This is a genomic window from Mesorhizobium sp. AR02 (assembly GCF_024746835.1).
Taxonomy (GTDB): Bacteria; Pseudomonadota; Alphaproteobacteria; order Rhizobiales; family Rhizobiaceae; genus Mesorhizobium.
On the sequence record NZ_CP080531.1, the window covers coordinates 6228451 to 6243028 of the forward strand.

General features: G+C 64.1%; 13 protein-coding genes. 6 read left to right on the forward strand and 7 right to left on the reverse strand.

Going from position 1 to position 14578, the window contains the following annotated elements:
* The first annotated feature begins 46 nt into the window (after positions 1 to 46).
* The 6 genes from DBIPINDM_RS34400 to DBIPINDM_RS34425 are packed head-to-tail and all read left to right on the forward strand — an operon-like array spanning position 47 to position 7312.
* Positions 47 to 1576: a sugar ABC transporter ATP-binding protein gene (locus DBIPINDM_RS34400; RefSeq protein ID WP_258583380.1), complete on the forward strand. Its 1530-nt coding sequence runs from the start codon at positions 47 to 49 to the stop codon at positions 1574 to 1576.
* Positions 1573 to 3648: an ABC transporter permease subunit gene (locus DBIPINDM_RS34405; RefSeq protein ID WP_258583381.1), complete on the forward strand. Its 2076-nt coding sequence runs from the start codon at positions 1573 to 1575 to the stop codon at positions 3646 to 3648. Before DBIPINDM_RS34400 ends, DBIPINDM_RS34405 begins: the two co-directional genes overlap by 4 nt.
* A gap of 13 nt (positions 3649 to 3661) precedes the next feature.
* Positions 3662 to 4468 carry an SDR family oxidoreductase gene (locus DBIPINDM_RS34410; protein WP_258583382.1) on the forward strand — a complete coding sequence of 269 codons (807 nt, stop codon included), beginning with the start codon at positions 3662 to 3664 and terminating at the stop codon, positions 4466 to 4468.
* A 10-nt stretch (positions 4469 to 4478) separates the two neighbouring features.
* Complete coding sequence (locus tag DBIPINDM_RS34415; protein WP_258583383.1) at positions 4479 to 5426, forward strand: 3-hydroxyacyl-CoA dehydrogenase; 948 nt, start codon at positions 4479 to 4481, stop codon at positions 5424 to 5426.
* Positions 5423 to 6385 (forward strand): 3-keto-5-aminohexanoate cleavage protein, encoded by a 963-nt coding sequence (locus tag DBIPINDM_RS34420; RefSeq protein WP_258583384.1) that lies wholly within the window; start codon positions 5423 to 5425, stop codon positions 6383 to 6385. The genes DBIPINDM_RS34415 and DBIPINDM_RS34420 overlap by 4 nt, the downstream gene beginning before the upstream one ends.
* A gap of 48 nt (positions 6386 to 6433) precedes the next feature.
* Complete coding sequence (locus tag DBIPINDM_RS34425) at positions 6434 to 7312, forward strand: SMP-30/gluconolactonase/LRE family protein (protein WP_258583385.1); 879 nt, start codon at positions 6434 to 6436, stop codon at positions 7310 to 7312.
* 27 nt (positions 7313 to 7339) lie between these two features.
* Here DBIPINDM_RS34425 and DBIPINDM_RS34430 read toward each other — a convergent pair whose 3' ends face one another.
* The 7 genes from DBIPINDM_RS34430 to DBIPINDM_RS34460 are packed head-to-tail and all read right to left on the reverse strand — an operon-like array spanning position 7340 to position 14451.
* Positions 7340 to 8656, reverse strand: coding sequence for a M20 family metallopeptidase (locus DBIPINDM_RS34430; RefSeq protein ID WP_258583386.1), 1317 nt, complete (start codon positions 8654 to 8656; stop codon positions 7340 to 7342).
* Positions 8656 to 9615, reverse strand: coding sequence for an ABC transporter permease (locus DBIPINDM_RS34435; protein WP_258583388.1), 960 nt, complete (start codon positions 9613 to 9615; stop codon positions 8656 to 8658). Before DBIPINDM_RS34435 ends, DBIPINDM_RS34430 begins: the two co-directional genes overlap by 1 nt.
* Complete coding sequence (locus DBIPINDM_RS34440; RefSeq protein ID WP_258583389.1) at positions 9612 to 10559, reverse strand: ABC transporter permease; 948 nt, start codon at positions 10557 to 10559, stop codon at positions 9612 to 9614. The genes DBIPINDM_RS34435 and DBIPINDM_RS34440 overlap by 4 nt, the downstream gene beginning before the upstream one ends.
* Positions 10560 to 10606: 47 nt before the next feature.
* Positions 10607 to 11593 (reverse strand): autoinducer 2 ABC transporter substrate-binding protein, encoded by a 987-nt coding sequence (locus tag DBIPINDM_RS34445; RefSeq protein WP_258583391.1) that lies wholly within the window; start codon positions 11591 to 11593, stop codon positions 10607 to 10609.
* Positions 11594 to 11627: 34 nt separating this feature from the next.
* Entirely contained in the window at positions 11628 to 12398 is a 771-nt protein-coding gene (locus DBIPINDM_RS34450; RefSeq protein ID WP_258583393.1) for an ATP-binding cassette domain-containing protein, read from the reverse strand.
* Positions 12399 to 12432: 34 nt separating this feature from the next.
* Entirely contained in the window at positions 12433 to 13209 is a 777-nt protein-coding gene (locus DBIPINDM_RS34455; RefSeq protein ID WP_258583394.1) for a glutamine amidotransferase, read from the reverse strand.
* Positions 13210 to 13269: 60 nt separating this feature from the next.
* Positions 13270 to 14451 carry a carbohydrate kinase family protein gene (locus DBIPINDM_RS34460; protein ID WP_258583395.1) on the reverse strand — a complete coding sequence of 394 codons (1182 nt, stop codon included), beginning with the start codon at positions 14449 to 14451 and terminating at the stop codon, positions 13270 to 13272.
* Between the last annotated feature and the right edge of the window lie 127 nt (positions 14452 to 14578).

Here is a 14578-nt window from a genome sequence, read left to right on the forward strand (position 1 = left end):
GCGCCGATGCGTGGTGTCCAAAAGTGCGCAGCCTGCGATCGAGGATATGACAGAACATTCCGAACCCCCCGCCATCGAGATCGACGGCATCGGCAAGGCGTTCGGCGCGACCGTCGCGCTGGATGGCGTGTCGTTCCGCATCGCGCCCGGCAGCGTCCACGCATTGCTGGGTGAGAATGGCGCCGGCAAGTCGACGCTGGTGAAACTGCTGTCGGGGCTGGTGCGGCCGAGTGCCGGTCACATCAGGGTCTTCGGCAAGGAGATCGGCTATGGCGCGCCGCGCACGGCCCATGCGCTGGGCGTGCAGACGGCGTTCCAGGAGATGACCCTGGTGCGCGATCTCTCCGTCCTCGACAACATGCTTTTACCCTACGCCCCCGTCGGCATCTCCGGTCTGATCCGCCGCGCAGCCGCGCGCAAGGCTGTCCGCCGACACATCGACGAACTCGGTTTTTCCGTCGATCTCGACGCCGAGGTCGGCGAGCTCGAGCTTTCAGTGCGCCAGAAGATCGAGATCGCGCGAGCAGTCTATCGCAAGCCGCGCATCCTGCTGCTCGACGAGCCCACCTCGACGCTCGCCGGTCGCGATGTCGACTGGCTGGGCGACATCATCGCCAGGCTGAAGGCGGCGGGCACCACCATCGTCTTCATCACCCACCGCATGCGCGAGGTGCGCGCCTTTTGCGACACGCTGACGATCCTGAGGAACGGCCGTCACATCGTCACCGCGCCGGTCGCCGATGTCTCGGACGGCGACGTCATCGAGAAGATCATCGGCCGCAGCATCGAGCAGACCTTTCCGCCCAAGCCCGACGGCGCTCAGGCGTTCGGCCCACCGGTTCTGGGGGTGCGCGACCTCAAGGTCGGGCGCAAGCTCGATGGCGCGCGCTTCGACCTGCGCCGGGGCGAGATCCTCGGCATTGCCGGACTGCAAGGCATGGGCCAGCAGGACCTGTTCCTGGCCTGCTTCGGTATGGCCGAAATCACCTGCGGCGACGTCCTTGTCGACGGCCGCAAGGTCTGGCTCGGCTCGCCGGCGGATGCCTTGCGGCCCAACATGGCCATCGGCCTGGTGCCGGAAGACCGCAAATCCGAAGGCCTGTTCCTGAAACTGTCGGGCAGCCAGAACGCCACGCTGCCGGTGGTGTCGCGCTTCACACGCTTCGGCCTGCTCGACGCCGCGGCCGAGACCCGTTCGGTCGAGGAGGCATTCGCCACTGTCGAAGTCGACCGCCGCGCGCTGTGGACGCGGGCCGGGGCGTTTTCCGGCGGCAACCAGCAGAAGATCGCCATCGCCAAATGGCTGGTGGCGCAGAGCCGGATCCTGCTTCTGTTCGATCCCACACGCGGCATCGATGTCGGCACCAAGCACGAGCTCTATGTGATGATGCGAAACTACGTCGCCGCCGGCGGCTCGATCCTGCTGCATTCGACCGAGATTCCCGAACTGGTCCACCAATGCGACCGGGTCCTGGTCCTCTATGACGGGCGCATCGCGGCCGAGCTCGAAGGCGACGCCATCACCGAGCCCGCCATCATGCGCCCGGCGCTCGGCCATGCCGGCGAAGCCGCATGAGCAGCGTTTCCCCCGCTGTTTCCGCTGGTTTCGGGCTGCGCCGTGCGCTGATGCGTCATCGCGGCGCGCTGATCGCCGCGGCCGTGCTTGCGATCCTGCTTTTCATCGTCGACTGGATCAGTGCCGGGCCGCTGACCTATTTCGACGTGTCGTTCCTGTCGAGCGGCGGCGCGACCTCGGCGCTGGCGGCGATTGGCCAGACCATCGTGATCCTGTCGGGCGGCTTCGACCTGTCCGCCGGCGCGGTGATTTCGCTGGTCAATGCCGTGCTGGCATCGAACATGGACCCGATGGCGCCGGGCGCCAGCATCTTGCTGTGGACTGCGGTCGGCATCGGCGTCGGCATGGCGGTGGGTGCCTTCAACGGCTTCTTTATCGCGGTGCTGCGCATGCAGCCCATCGTGGTGACGCTGTCCACCATGTTCATCCTGCAAGGTGTCACGCTGCTGGTGATGGACAAGCCCGGCGGCTTCGTCTCGCCCGATCTCGGCACCTTCTATCTGGGTGACGCGATCACCGGCTGGCTGCCGATGCCGCTGGTGGTCATAGGCGTGGTTCTGCTCGCCTGGTTCTGGCTGAAGGGAACCCGTTTCGGCACCGCACTCTATGCCGTCGGCAGCGACCCGGATTCGGCCGCTGCCGTCGGCATCAATGTCGTGCTGGTGCGCTTTGCCGTCTATGTCATCGCCGGCGGCTGCTACGGCCTTGCCGGCGTGTTCATCAGCGCGCAGACGGGCAGCGGCGACCCGCTGGTCGGCAATCCGCTGCTTCTTTCGATGTTCGCGGCGGTCGTCGTCGGCGGCACGCGCCTTGGCGGCGGGCAGGGCGGTCCGGTGGGCACCGTCTTCGGCGCCTATATCCTGATGATGGTGGTGAACATCCTGCTGGTGCTCAATGTATCGGCTTACTATTCGACCATCGCGGAAGGCACCATTCTGGTGCTGGCGGCCCTTGCCGGATCCCTGTCTCACGCGTCGGTGCTTGCCGTGCAGTTGCGTGCGGCCCGCGCCCGGATCGCAGCCTGGCGCGCCGGCATATTGCCCTCGCAGCTTGAGCCGATCGACCGGCGGCTCAAGATTTCTGGACCGTCGCATGGCCAGCGCGGTGCGGCAGCGCCGCGCCCGGCTTTCCGCCTGCGCAATGCCGAGACGCTGCGCTACGCGTTGCCCGCCTATGTCTGCCTGCTCATCATCGTGGTCGTTACGCAAATCTGGCTCGGCCGGGCCATCCTCAACCCGGGTTACTGGAACTCGCTGCTGGTTCTGTCGTCCTTCCTCGCCGTCCTGGCGCTTGGGCAGGGAACAGTCATCCTGACCGGCGGCCTCGATCTTTCCGTGCCGTGGACGATCGGCATTTCCGGCATCATCCTGGCCGGCATGGTCAATGGCTCCGATGCTGCCCTGGTCTACGCCTTGCCGGTCGTACTGGTGATGGCCTGCGCCATCGGTTTCGCCAATGGCTTCGGCATCGCCTATCTCGGCATCTCGCCGATCGTCATGACGCTCGCCACCAACGGCATTCTGCAGGGCTTCGCGCTCATCTATTCGCAGGGAACGCCGGCTGGGTTTTCCTCGCCGATGCTGCGCTGGTTCATGACGGCCAAGCTCGGTTTCGTGACACCGATCGTTCTGCTGATGGTCGTCTTCGTCGCTGCTGCGGTGCTGCTGCTTGGACGCACGCCGTTCGGGCGCCGGGTCTACGGTATCGGCAACGGGCTGCGCGCGGCGCGCTTGTCCGGCATCGGCGTCGAGCGCACGCTGATCCTGGTCTACATGCTGTCGGCCGTCTGTGCTGCTGTCGTCGGCATCATGCTGACCGGCTTTTCCGGGCAGGCAAGCCTTGGCATGGGCGACGATTATCTCTTGCCGTCGATCGCTGTCGTGGTGGTCGGTGGCGCGCTGATCACCGGCGGGCGCGGCCACTATCTCGGCATGCTCGGCGGCGTGCTGCTTTTGACGGCGCTGCAGATGCTGCTGGCCGGCACCACGCTTCCCTACGCCACCAGGGCAATTCTTTACGGGCTGGTCGTTCTCGGTGCCGTCATGGCGCTGCGCGAACGGCGGCTGCAATGAAAAGGACAGGACGATGAGCGCAAGAGCACCTGAAACGGCGGACGAATTTCTGGCCGGGCTGAAGGGACAGCGTGTGCTGGTGACGGCGGGCGCCGGCGGCATCGGCTTCGCCATTGCCGACACACTTTCGCGGCTCGGCGCACGCATCGTGGTCTGCGATATCTCCGACGAGGCGCTGGCCGCAGCTCCGGGCAAGATCGACCTGGTCGCGGCGGTCAAGGCGGATGTCTCGCGTGACGAGGACGTCGACCGGCTGTTCGAGACGGTCAAGGAAAAACTCGGCGGGCTCGACGCGCTGATCAACAATGCCGGCATTGCCGGGCCGACCGGCGGTGTCGACGAGATCGAGCCGGACGACTGGCGGCGCTGCATCGACATCTGTCTCACCGGCCAGTTCCTCTGCGCCCGGCGCGCTGTGCCGCTGATCAAGGCGGCGGGCGGCGGCTCGATCGTGTCGATGTCATCGGCGGCCGGGCGCCATGGCTACGCGTTCCGCACGCCCTATTCGGCGGCCAAGTTCGGCGTCATCGGCTTCACGCAGAGCCTCGCCAAGGAGCTTGGGCCGCACGGCATCAGGGTCAACGCCATCTTGCCCGGCATCATCGAGGGGCCACGCATCGAAGGCGTTATCGCGGCACGCGCCAAGCAGGTCGGCATCAGCCACGAGGAGATGACCGGGCGCTATCTGCAGAACATCTCGTTGCGCCGCATGACCAGTCCCTATGACGTGGCCTCGATGGTCGCATTCCTGCTGTCCGACGCGGGCATCAACATTTCGGGCCAGTCGCTCGGCGTCGACGGCAACGTCGAAACACTCTGAGGACCAACCCATGGCCAATGTCGCGATTGTCGGAAGCGGGTTCATCGGGCGGGCCTGGGCGATCAGCTTCGCCCGCGCCGGCCATGATGTGCGCATGTGGGACCAGTCGCCTGCCGCGACGGGTGGCGCGCGCGACTACATAGAAGGTGTGCTGGGCGATCTCGCCGCGAACGATCTGCTACGCGGGCAGTCCGTCGACACCGTGCTTGGCCGCATCGCCGTCGTGGCCGAACTGGCGGAGGCACTGGCCGATGCAGCCCATGTCCAGGAGAACACACCTGAAAACCTTGCCGTGAAGCGGGAAGTGTTCTCGCTGATCGATAGGCTAGCTGACCCCCAAACGGTCATCGCCAGTTCCACCTCGGCGCTGTTGCCGTCGAAATTCACCAACCATCTGCAAGGGCGGCACCGCTGCCTGGTCGTGCATCCGATCAACCCGCCCTATCTCATTCCGGCGGCCGAGGTGGTGCCGGCGCCGTGGACATCAGCCGAGACACTGGAAAGGACCCGCGCCTTCCTCACAGATGCCGGCCATGCGCCGCTGGTGATGAAGCGCGAGCTCGATGGCTTCATCATGAATCGGCTGCAAGGCGCCTTGCTGGAGGAGGCTTTCCGGCTTGTCGCCGATGGCTACGCCAGTGTCGAGGATGTCGATATCGGTATCCGCGACGGGTTGGCGCTGCGCTGGTCCTTCATGGGGCCGTTCGAGACCATCGACCTCAATGCGCCCGGCGGCGTGCGCGACTATGTCGATCGCTACCAGGGCATCTATTCCAACATCTTCCCGCAGATGCTGCGCCGGGTCGACTGGGCGGGCGAGGTCATGAAAACCGTCGAGGCCGAGCGCAGCAAGCGCCTGCCGAGGAAGAATCTGGGCGACCGGCAAGTCTGGCGGGATCGCCGGCTGATGGCGCTGGCGGCGCACAAGAAGAAATCGGATCAGGAGTTCGGACAATGACAGAAACCAGCCGCAAATCAGGCGCAACGGCGGCCAAAGGCAAGGTCATCATCACCTGCGCGGTGACGGGCGCGATCCACACACCGACCATGTCACCCTATCTGCCGATCACGCCGGATCAGATCGCCTCGGAGGCGATCGCCGCGGCGGAGGCCGGTGCCGCGATCCTGCATCTGCATGCAAGAGACCCGGAAACCGGCAAGCCCGACCAGACGCCGGAGGCCTTCGCCCGCTTCCTGCCGCGCGTCAAGCAAGGCACCAATGCCGCCATCAACATCACCACCGGCGGCAGCCCCTACATGAAGGTCGAGGAGCGCGTGCGCCCGGCTGCCCAGTTCAAGCCGGAGGTGGCCTCGCTCAATATGGGCTCGATCAATTTCGGGCTCTATCACCTCGCCGACAAATACGAGACCTTCAAGTTCGACTGGGAAAAGCCGCATCTGGAGGCGACGCGCGACCTCGTTTTCCGCAACTCGTTCAAGGACATCGAATACATACTGGCGACTTGCTACGACAATGGCACGCGCTTCGAGTTCGAGTGCTACGACATCGCCCACCTCTACAACCTCGCCCATTTTGCCGATCGTGGTCTGGTGAAGCCGCCGTTCTTCGTGCAGTCGGTGTTCGGCCTGCTCGGCGGCATCGGCACCCATCCCGAAGACGTCGCCCATATGAAACGCACCGCGGACCGGCTGTTCGGCGACCAGTTCCGTTGGTCGGTGCTCGGCGCCGGCGCCAGCCAGCTGCGCATCGCCGCGCAATCGGCAGCCCTTGGCGGCAACATCCGCGTCGGGCTGGAGGACAGCCTGTGGGCCGGCAAGGGCAAGCTTGCCAAGTCGAACGCCGAACAGGTCGTGCTGGCGCGCAAGATCATCGAGGGGCTTGGCATGGAGGTGGCGACGCCGGACGAGGCGCGCGAGATCCTGTCGCTGAAGGGCGGCGACAAGGTCGCCTTCTGACGCAGCCCGATAATCGCTGCACGGGATGCCAATACACAGGAGGATGACATGAAGATCGAAGTCGTTGTGGACGTGAAGACGACGCTGGGCGAAGGCCCGCTATGGGACGTCGAGCAGGAGCGCCTGTACTGGATCGACAGTTTCGACGGGCGCGTGTTCCGCGCCACCGCCGACGGGCGCGAAATCCGCTCCTGGGACGTGCCGATGAAGATCGGCTCGATGGCGCTGCGCAGGGATGGCAGCGGCGCGGTCGTCTCGCTGCAGCGTGGTTTCCATCTGCTCGATTTCGCTTCTGGCGATGTGACGCTGATCCATGATCCCGAGCCGGACAGGCCGATGAACCGTCTCAATGACGGCAAGGTCGACCGGCGCGGCCGCTTCTTCGCCGGCTCGATGGACACGATGGAGGAGGGGCCTTCCGGCGGGCTCTACCGGCTCGATCCGGATTTCTCGGTCACCAAGATCGACTCCGGCATCATCTGCTCCAACGGTCCGTGCTGGAGCCCCGACGACCGCACCTTCTATTTCGCCGACACCTGGACCGGCGAGATCTGGGCCTACGACTACGACATCGCCACGGGCGCCGCCACCAACCGCCGTACCTTCGTGCGCGTCGATACCAGCAAGGGCGGTGCGGCCGATGGCTCGACCGTTGATGCAGAGGGCTATCTGTGGAATGCACTGGTCTATGACGGCCGCTTGGTGCGCTATGCGCCGGACGGCACCGTCGATCGCATCATCGACATGCCGGTGAAGAAGATCACCAGCGTTATGTTCGGCGGGCCGAAGCTCGACACGCTCTACGTCACCTCGATGGCCAAGCCGCCGCTGCCGCGCTTTCCCGGCGACGGCGTCCTGCGCGGCAGTCTGTTCGCCATTTCTGGCCTTGGCGTAACCGGCGTTCCCGAGCCGCGATTTGGCGGGTGATCGGCCGCGTGAGCCGCTGGCTGCTAGCTAGCGGCACCATTTCTCGACGGCAATCGCAATCGCCTTTGTGCAGTCGACGAGATCGCGCACCGAGACCCGCTCGTTGGGTTGATGCGCCTGCGCCGGATCGCCGGGACCGAAGTTGACCGTCGGCGTGTTGCCAAGGCCGGTCGGCAGGCCGATATCGCTGTGCGCGCCAAAACCACTGAGGATCGGTGACAGACTGGCTTCCTCGACCGCCTGCTGAAAGACGCCAACGAACGGATTGTCCGACGGAATCTCGGCGCAGTCGGCGTCGAGGATCCATTCGATGCGGGCCGGGTGCTTTCGCAGATAGGGGTCTGCCTGGCAGACATTGGCGATATGCTCTTCGATTTCGCGTTTGACGTTGCCGCCCAGCCTGAACTCGTCATGCTCGCTCGGCAGATATTGCGCGTCGATGATGATCTCGCCGCGTCCTGCCATGGAGGAGGGGTGTTCGCCGGCATTGATCTGGGTGACGATGATCTGGTTGGGCAGGTCCATCAGCGGATGGTTCTTCCGGGGATCGAACATCCAGCGCCGGTTAAGGATGTCGATGCCGTCGAGGATTTGCCGGCAAAGCTGGACGGCATCGACCGGGCCGCTGGAATACCAGGCATTCGGCGTGAGCTCGGCATGGCCGCCTATGCCGTCGATGATGATCCTGCCCCACAAGATGCCGTGGCAGAGCGGCGCTATTCTGTTTGCCGTCGGTTCGGTCATGATGCCGGCGTCGGCGTGAAAGCCGCGATCGACCATGGCGAGCGAGCCCATGCCGCCGATTTCCTCATCGACGACGGTCGTGAAGACGATGTCACCGGACAGGGGAATATCGAGCTCCTTGAGGATCTCGACGGCCATCAGCATGCAGGCAACACCGCCTTTCATGTCGACCGTGCCGCGGCCGTGCAGGAAGCCGTCCTTGAGAACGGGCTGGAACGGGTCGGTCGCCCAGTGGCTGGCGGCACCCGGTGGTACGACGTCGATATGACCCGTCAGCATGATGGAGCGTCCGCCGCCCGTACCCTTCAGGACGCCGCCGAGATTGGGCCGGCCCTCGAAGGTCCTGCCCTTGTTGGCGCCGGCGCGGCCCTTGTACTTTTCGTAGAGCGCCGGGCCATCCGGATCCCAGAGATCGGTCGTGAAGCCGAGCGCTTCGATGCGCTTTTGCAGATAGAGCTGGCAATCACGTTCACCGGGACCGGCCTCCTTGGGATTGGATTTCACGATGGAGGGGAAGGCGACGAGATCGCTCAGTGTTGCGACGATGCGGTCGGCGGCTGCCTCGACGCGTGCGGCAATGATCTCTTCTTTGGACGGCATCATGATCTCCAACGTTGGGAAAGTCGGTCGGCGAGAAGGACGAAAACCAGAAGGGCGCCGACAATCCCCACCTGCCAAACCGTGTTGATGTTCAATTGCAGAAGGCCGGTCTTCAGCGTGACCAGCAGCAGGACGGCCGCGAACACGCCGCCGACGCCACCGCGCCCACCGGTGATGACGATGCCCCCCAACATGGCGGCGGTCAGCGATTCCAGTTCGAGGTTCTGGCCGATATTGGGCCTGCCGCTGCCGAGCCAGGCCAGCGAAACCAGACCGGCAGCGCCGGCGAGCGCGCCGCTCAAGCAATAGAGAATGAAACGCACGCGATCGACCGGAATGCCGACCAGTTTGGCTGAGCGTTCATTGAAGCCCATGGCGTAGATCCAGCGTCCCCAGGCAGTCGAGATCAGCACCAGGCCGGCCAGTACGAAGCACGGGATGGCCAGCGTGAGAAACGGCAAGGGAATGCCCATGACGACGCCACGCCCCCAGACAAGCAGCCATGACGGTACGCCAGCCTGGGCTGCGCCGCCGGTAACGGCAAGTGCCGCGCCGGAATAGACGAAGAATGTGCCCAGCGTCGCAATGAAGGGCAGAAGCGCGAGCCCGTTGACCAGCCATCCGTTCAAGGCGCCGAGCAAGGCTCCGGCCAGGATGCAGACGACCGGCAATAGGAAAGGTGGCAAGCCCAGCTTGACGCAAAGCATGGCAAGGATGGCCGAGAGCGAGACCGCGCCGCCGACCGACAGGTCGATGCCGGCGCCGCCGGCCAGGATGACCAGGGCCTGGCCAAGACCGACCAAGGCCAGGATCGTCGAGAACTGAAGAATGGTGGTCACGGTGCCGAGATTGAAGACCGAAGGCCTGAGCGCCAGCAGGCCGACGATCACGATCAGCCAGAGCGCGCAGAGCAGGGCCAGGGTGAGGGCTGGGCCTTGCAGGTTGCGGAGCGTTTTCATGCGCGGGCCCGCTGTATCAGGCCAAGGGGCAACCGGTTGGAGACGGCCTCGAAACCGAGCACGCCGATGATGAGAACACCGGTGACGACGGACTGCCAGAGCGAGGGGACGCCGATCAGCAGCAATCCGTTTTGGAGAATGCGCAGGAGAAGCACGCCGAGCACGGTGCCGATCAGGCTGCATTTGCCGCCCAATATGCTTGTGCCGCCGAGAATGACCGCGGCAATGGCATCGAGCGCCAGCGTGCTGCCGATCGTCATTTCGACATTGCGGTAGGTGGCGACATAGAAAGTGGCGGCAATGCCGGTCAGAAAGCCGCTGATGAGGAAGGTCATGAAGCGGGTCTTGATGACCGGTATGCCAGACAGCCGCGCCTTTTCCTCCGAATTGCCGATCGCCAGCAGATGCAGCCCATAGGGCGTTCGCCGCAACGCCAGCCAGACGATGAGATAGGCAATGGCAATCACCAGGGCAGGGACAGGGACACCGAGTACGGTCGTTGCTAGAACATTGGTGAGGCTCGAGGGCAGGCCGGAAAGCCATTGCCCGCCGAGCAGGACGAAGACGGCGGTGCGGTAGACGCCGAGCAGGCCGAGCGTTCCGACGATGGCCGGAACGCGGCCGAGGACGACGACGGTGGCCGTGACGCATCCCAGCAACGCCCCGACCAGCGGGCCGACAATGATCGCCAGCGCCGGATTGCCATCGGCACCGAGCACGCGGCCGATGGCGATGGCCGCGAGCCCCATGACGATGCCGATCGACACATCGATGCCGCCCATGGCCAGAAGCAAGGTCATGCCAAGGCCGATCAGCAGCAGTTCGACGCTGTTGCGCAAGACTGTCGCCGCATTGCCTGAGGTGGCGTAGTGGGGCGATGCGACAGAAAAGATGACGATCGCCAGCAAACAGGCGACAAGCAGAGACCACTCTCGTCCGTTCATGGAGAAGACACCGTTTGCAGACTGTCGCACCGCGTTCATGTCAGAGCTCAGAAGTTGAACTTGTCGACATTGTCCTTGGTGAAGACAGCCGGCGGCCCGAGCAGCAGGATGCCCTTGGCGGCATCATAGGTGACGGGCTTGTCGAGGCCGGCGATCTTGTTCTCCGCCTCGAAGGCCTTGCCGTCGATCAGCTGCTTGCCGGCCCAGACCGTGAGATAGCCGAGCTGCTCGGGATCCCACAGCACGGTGAAGCCGAAAGCGCCGCTCTTCAGGTACGAGCGCGCCGTGTTCGGGCTGCAATAGCCGGCGCCGATGACGGAGCCGATCTTGCCGGCGGTCTCGATGGCCTGCGCAACGCCCGGACAGGTCGAGGATGCGACGGCGATGATGGCCTTGATATCGGGATTGGCGGCCATGAGATCGCCTGATATTTGCGCGGCGCGCTCGGCTGTGCCGCCGGCAAATTGCGGGGCGAGCAGCTTCAGCTTGGGATATTTGGCGGTGGCTTCCTTCTGCATGAAGCCGATCCAGGCATTGAGATTGGACGCCGTAGCCTCGCCGGAGACGATGCCGATCGTAGCGTCCTCGCCGACGCGCTTGACGAGTTCGTCGACGATCGTGGTGCCGAGGCCTTCGTCGGTCGCTTGCGCCACATAGACAGCGCGGCCGCTGTCGGGCGCATCGCTGTCGCTGGTGAAGAGTTTGATGCCCTTCGCCTTGGCGCTCTCGACAACGGGGGCGATGCTGGAGGCATCGAGCACGCTGACCGAAATCGCCTCGACACCCTGGTCGATCAGGTTCTGGACGATCTGCAACTGGTCGACCGGATTGGTGTCGACAGGGCCGGAATAGATGAAATCGACGCCGAGATCCTTGGCGGCGCGATTGCCGCCGGCTTCCATGGCGTTGAAATAGGGGATGCCGATCAGCTGCGGGACGAAGGCGACCTTGTGCTTGTCGGCGGCGTGCGCTGCCGTGGCAATGACGAGTGATAATGCGGATGCGGCGAGCACTTTCTTGAGTTGTGAAAGCATTTTGGGTTGATCCTCTCTGGAAATGACGTGCGTTTCAGTTTGTTTTTTCGAGCGCCCGCACGTCGGGATGAGCGCCTGTTATGAGCGAAACGACTTCCTCGTGATTGGTCTCGGCCGCCAGCCGTTCGGCCACCTTGCGGCCGCGTCGGAACACCACGATCCGGTCGGCAACCTCGAAGACTTCGGAAATGTTGTGGCTGATGAGGACGACGGCACAGCCGCGCGCGGCAAGCCGCCGCGTCAGCGCCAGCACCTTGCGGGTCTCGGCAACGGCAAGCGCCGCCGTCGGCTCGTCCATGATGACCAGTTTGGCGTTCAGATTGAGCGCCCTGCAGATGGCGACAGCCTGGCGCTGGCCGCCGGACAGGCTGCCGACAGGCGCTTCCGGATCGGAAATATGGGCATCGAGCTCTTTGAGAAGGCCGTCGACGCGCTGGCGCATTTCCTGGCGCTTCAGAAACGGAATGCCCAAAATGGAGCGTTTCAATTCTCGGCCGAGAAAGACGTTTTCGGCGATCGAAAGGTTCTCCGAAAGCGCCAGTTCCTGGAAGATCGTCGCGATCCCCGATGAGGCCGCATCCTTGGGCGAATGAAACGAGACCGGATTGCCCTCGATGATGAGTTCTCCCTCGCTCGGCGCATGGGCACCCGCCAGGATCTTGATGAAGGTCGATTTGCCCGCGCCATTGTCGCCGAGCAGTGCCAGCACCTCACCGGAGCGGATTTCCAGGTCGACATTGGCAAGCGCGGTCAGCGCGCCGAAGCGCTTGGCGATGTTTCTGGCCACAAGAAACGGTGCTGTCATGACGGGCTCCCCGGCGGTTGATCGGGCTGGGTGGCTAAACGGTCTTGCTCACCCAGCGCAGCACATTGGTCCAAAGGCGTGCATAGCCGGGCCATTCGACAAAACTGTTCGGCAGCCAGTGCGGGCCGATGTCCGACGTCCAGACCAGGGTGCGACCCTCGCCATGGCGACCGGTGACCAGCAGCGGATGGCCCCCTTGGTCCTGCGGCAGCCGCGCCAGCACTTCGACATCGTCCCGGTCGCGGGCGATGACCTCGTTGGCGCCGAGAAGAATGGGCCACTCGCCGTCTATGCCGGCAAAGAGCGGGTGATCCTTGGGCCCGATGATCTCAGGCCGAAAGCCCTCGGGAATTTCCAGCCGGTCGTCATTGGGCAGGCAGGTCACCGGCAGCGCATCCTCGACCGCCGTGCGATGCCAGCGGGCCTTGCCGTCGATGCCCTGGAAGGAGAAGTAGCCGCCGATCATGATCAGGCCGCCGCCGGCCTGCGTCCAGTCGCGCAGAAGCTTGAGCCGGTTGGGGACCGTCTTGCCGTGCAGCCAGACATCGGGGTGGAGCAGCAGCGAGTTCGCGCCGATGTCGGAGAGGATGATCGCCTTGTATTGCGACAGGCCCTCCATGGTAAAAGGCAGCTTTTCGACAGCCTCATGGGCCGGCATGTAGTCAAGATCGAACTCGCTGTCCTTCAGGGCGGCAACGAGCGGTGTTGCGCCCAGATGAAAGGTGACGCTGCCGAATTGGTCGAAGCCCTTGTAGTGGGTCGCCGAGCTCATCCAGCTCTCACCGACCAGAAGGACTTTTGCTCTCGCCATAATCATATTCTCCTGATTTCGCCAGATGGGCCGATGTCCAGAAACCGATAAGTCTTTGATTTAACTTGCCATCACAGTCTCGTTCGCCAAGGCGGTGGCCTTGAGGGTCGCGAAATCCGCGATGTAGCCCTGCGCGCCTTCGACAGTGGTCGTCAGGCTCGCGCCGATCGCGGCATAGCGGGCGGCGGCATCCAGCGACGCGCCATGCAGCCACAGGCTGAGGAAGATGCCGGCGAAGCTGTCGCCGGCGCCGGTGGCATCGACGCGGTTGACCGGCAGTGCCGGCACCTCGATCTGTGGGCCGCCGCCAGCCGGGAAGACGACCGCGCCGAATTCACCGAGCGTAAGCACCAAAGTTCCGCGCGGCTTGATGCGTGACAGCATCAGCCGCACCTCTTCGATCATGCTCGCCATCCCAGTGCGAAAGCCGAAAATCTCGCGCATCATCACGTCGTTGATGAAGGCCAGGTCGATCTGCCTGACCATCTGCATAAAAGCCTCCGGCGTGCGCGCGCTTTTGGGCAGGCCGGCCGAATGCAGGCTCACCTTCCAGCCGGCCTGATGAAAACGCTCTATCGATGCGGTCATCGTCTCATAGTGAAAGCCTTCGATATGAAGGCATGCCCGGCGCTGCTCGGGCTGGATGTCCAGGTTGGCGGTCAGGTCGACCTCACCCAGTTCGAATGGTTCGCTGATGATGGTGCGGCTGCCGTTACGCTCGATGATGACGATCGCCTGCGAAAGCCGGTTGTTGGGCGTGCTGCGGATCGGCAAGGCGTGGACACCCAGTTTGGCGAGCTCGCCCAGCGCCCAGTCGCTCTCGGCATCCCTGCCGACCGCTGTCGCCAGTTCCACGTCAAGGGCATAGGGCACCCCGACATCGGCGGCGGCAACCGCGAGATTGGCCGCCGGTCCGCCCAGCGCCTTTTCGATATGGCTGGCGGTGATGCGGTCGTCGCGATGCGGCAGCACGTCGACGCGGCACAGGAAGTCGACGCTGACGCGGCCAGCGACCAGAAGCCTTGGCAGGTGATCGAGATTTTTTGGCCTGCGGGGCGCGCGGCCGGGTAGCGAACGGGCGAAGGAACTCGGCCGGTACATCAGCGCGGCAACCGCTTTCTCGATGCGTTCGCGTGTGTCTTCCCTGAGGCCGGCGGTGCCATTGATGAAGTTCGAGACCGTGCCGATGGAGACACCGGCGGTTCGTGCGACATCCGCTATGGTAGGGCGCTTGCGTTGCAATTGCCTGGTTCCGATTGAAGCGTTTCAAACGGTAGCAGCGGAAACGTAGCGGCTCAATGAAACTATTTTCCAAAAAAATGGAGGCAATTTCTCCTTGTTGGAAGTGTGATCCGATATTTGCTCAACT

Bases quoted from the DNA above. Each gene is read 5' to 3' on its own strand.
- DBIPINDM_RS34400 (WP_258583380.1), top strand. From the start codon at position 47: ATGACAGAACATTCCGAACCCCCCGCCATCGAGATCGACGGCATCGGC.
- DBIPINDM_RS34405 (WP_258583381.1), top strand. From the start codon at position 1,573: ATGAGCAGCGTTTCCCCCGCTGTTTCCGCTGGTTTCGGGCTGCGCCGT.
- DBIPINDM_RS34410 (WP_258583382.1), top strand. From the start codon at position 3,662: ATGAGCGCAAGAGCACCTGAAACGGCGGACGAATTTCTGGCCGGGCTG.
- DBIPINDM_RS34415 (WP_258583383.1), top strand. From the start codon at position 4,479: ATGGCCAATGTCGCGATTGTCGGAAGCGGGTTCATCGGGCGGGCCTGG.
- DBIPINDM_RS34420 (WP_258583384.1), top strand. From the start codon at position 5,423: ATGACAGAAACCAGCCGCAAATCAGGCGCAACGGCGGCCAAAGGCAAG.
- DBIPINDM_RS34425 (WP_258583385.1), top strand. From the start codon at position 6,434: ATGAAGATCGAAGTCGTTGTGGACGTGAAGACGACGCTGGGCGAAGGC.
- DBIPINDM_RS34430 (WP_258583386.1), bottom strand. From the start codon at position 8,656: ATGCCGTCCAAAGAAGAGATCATTGCCGCACGCGTCGAGGCAGCCGCC.
- DBIPINDM_RS34435 (WP_258583388.1), bottom strand. From the start codon at position 9,615: ATGAAAACGCTCCGCAACCTGCAAGGCCCAGCCCTCACCCTGGCCCTG.
- DBIPINDM_RS34440 (WP_258583389.1), bottom strand. From the start codon at position 10,559: ATGAACGGACGAGAGTGGTCTCTGCTTGTCGCCTGTTTGCTGGCGATC.
- DBIPINDM_RS34445 (WP_258583391.1), bottom strand. From the start codon at position 11,593: ATGCTTTCACAACTCAAGAAAGTGCTCGCCGCATCCGCATTATCACTC.
- DBIPINDM_RS34450 (WP_258583393.1), bottom strand. From the start codon at position 12,398: ATGACAGCACCGTTTCTTGTGGCCAGAAACATCGCCAAGCGCTTCGGC.
- DBIPINDM_RS34455 (WP_258583394.1), bottom strand. From the start codon at position 13,209: ATGGCGAGAGCAAAAGTCCTTCTGGTCGGTGAGAGCTGGATGAGCTCG.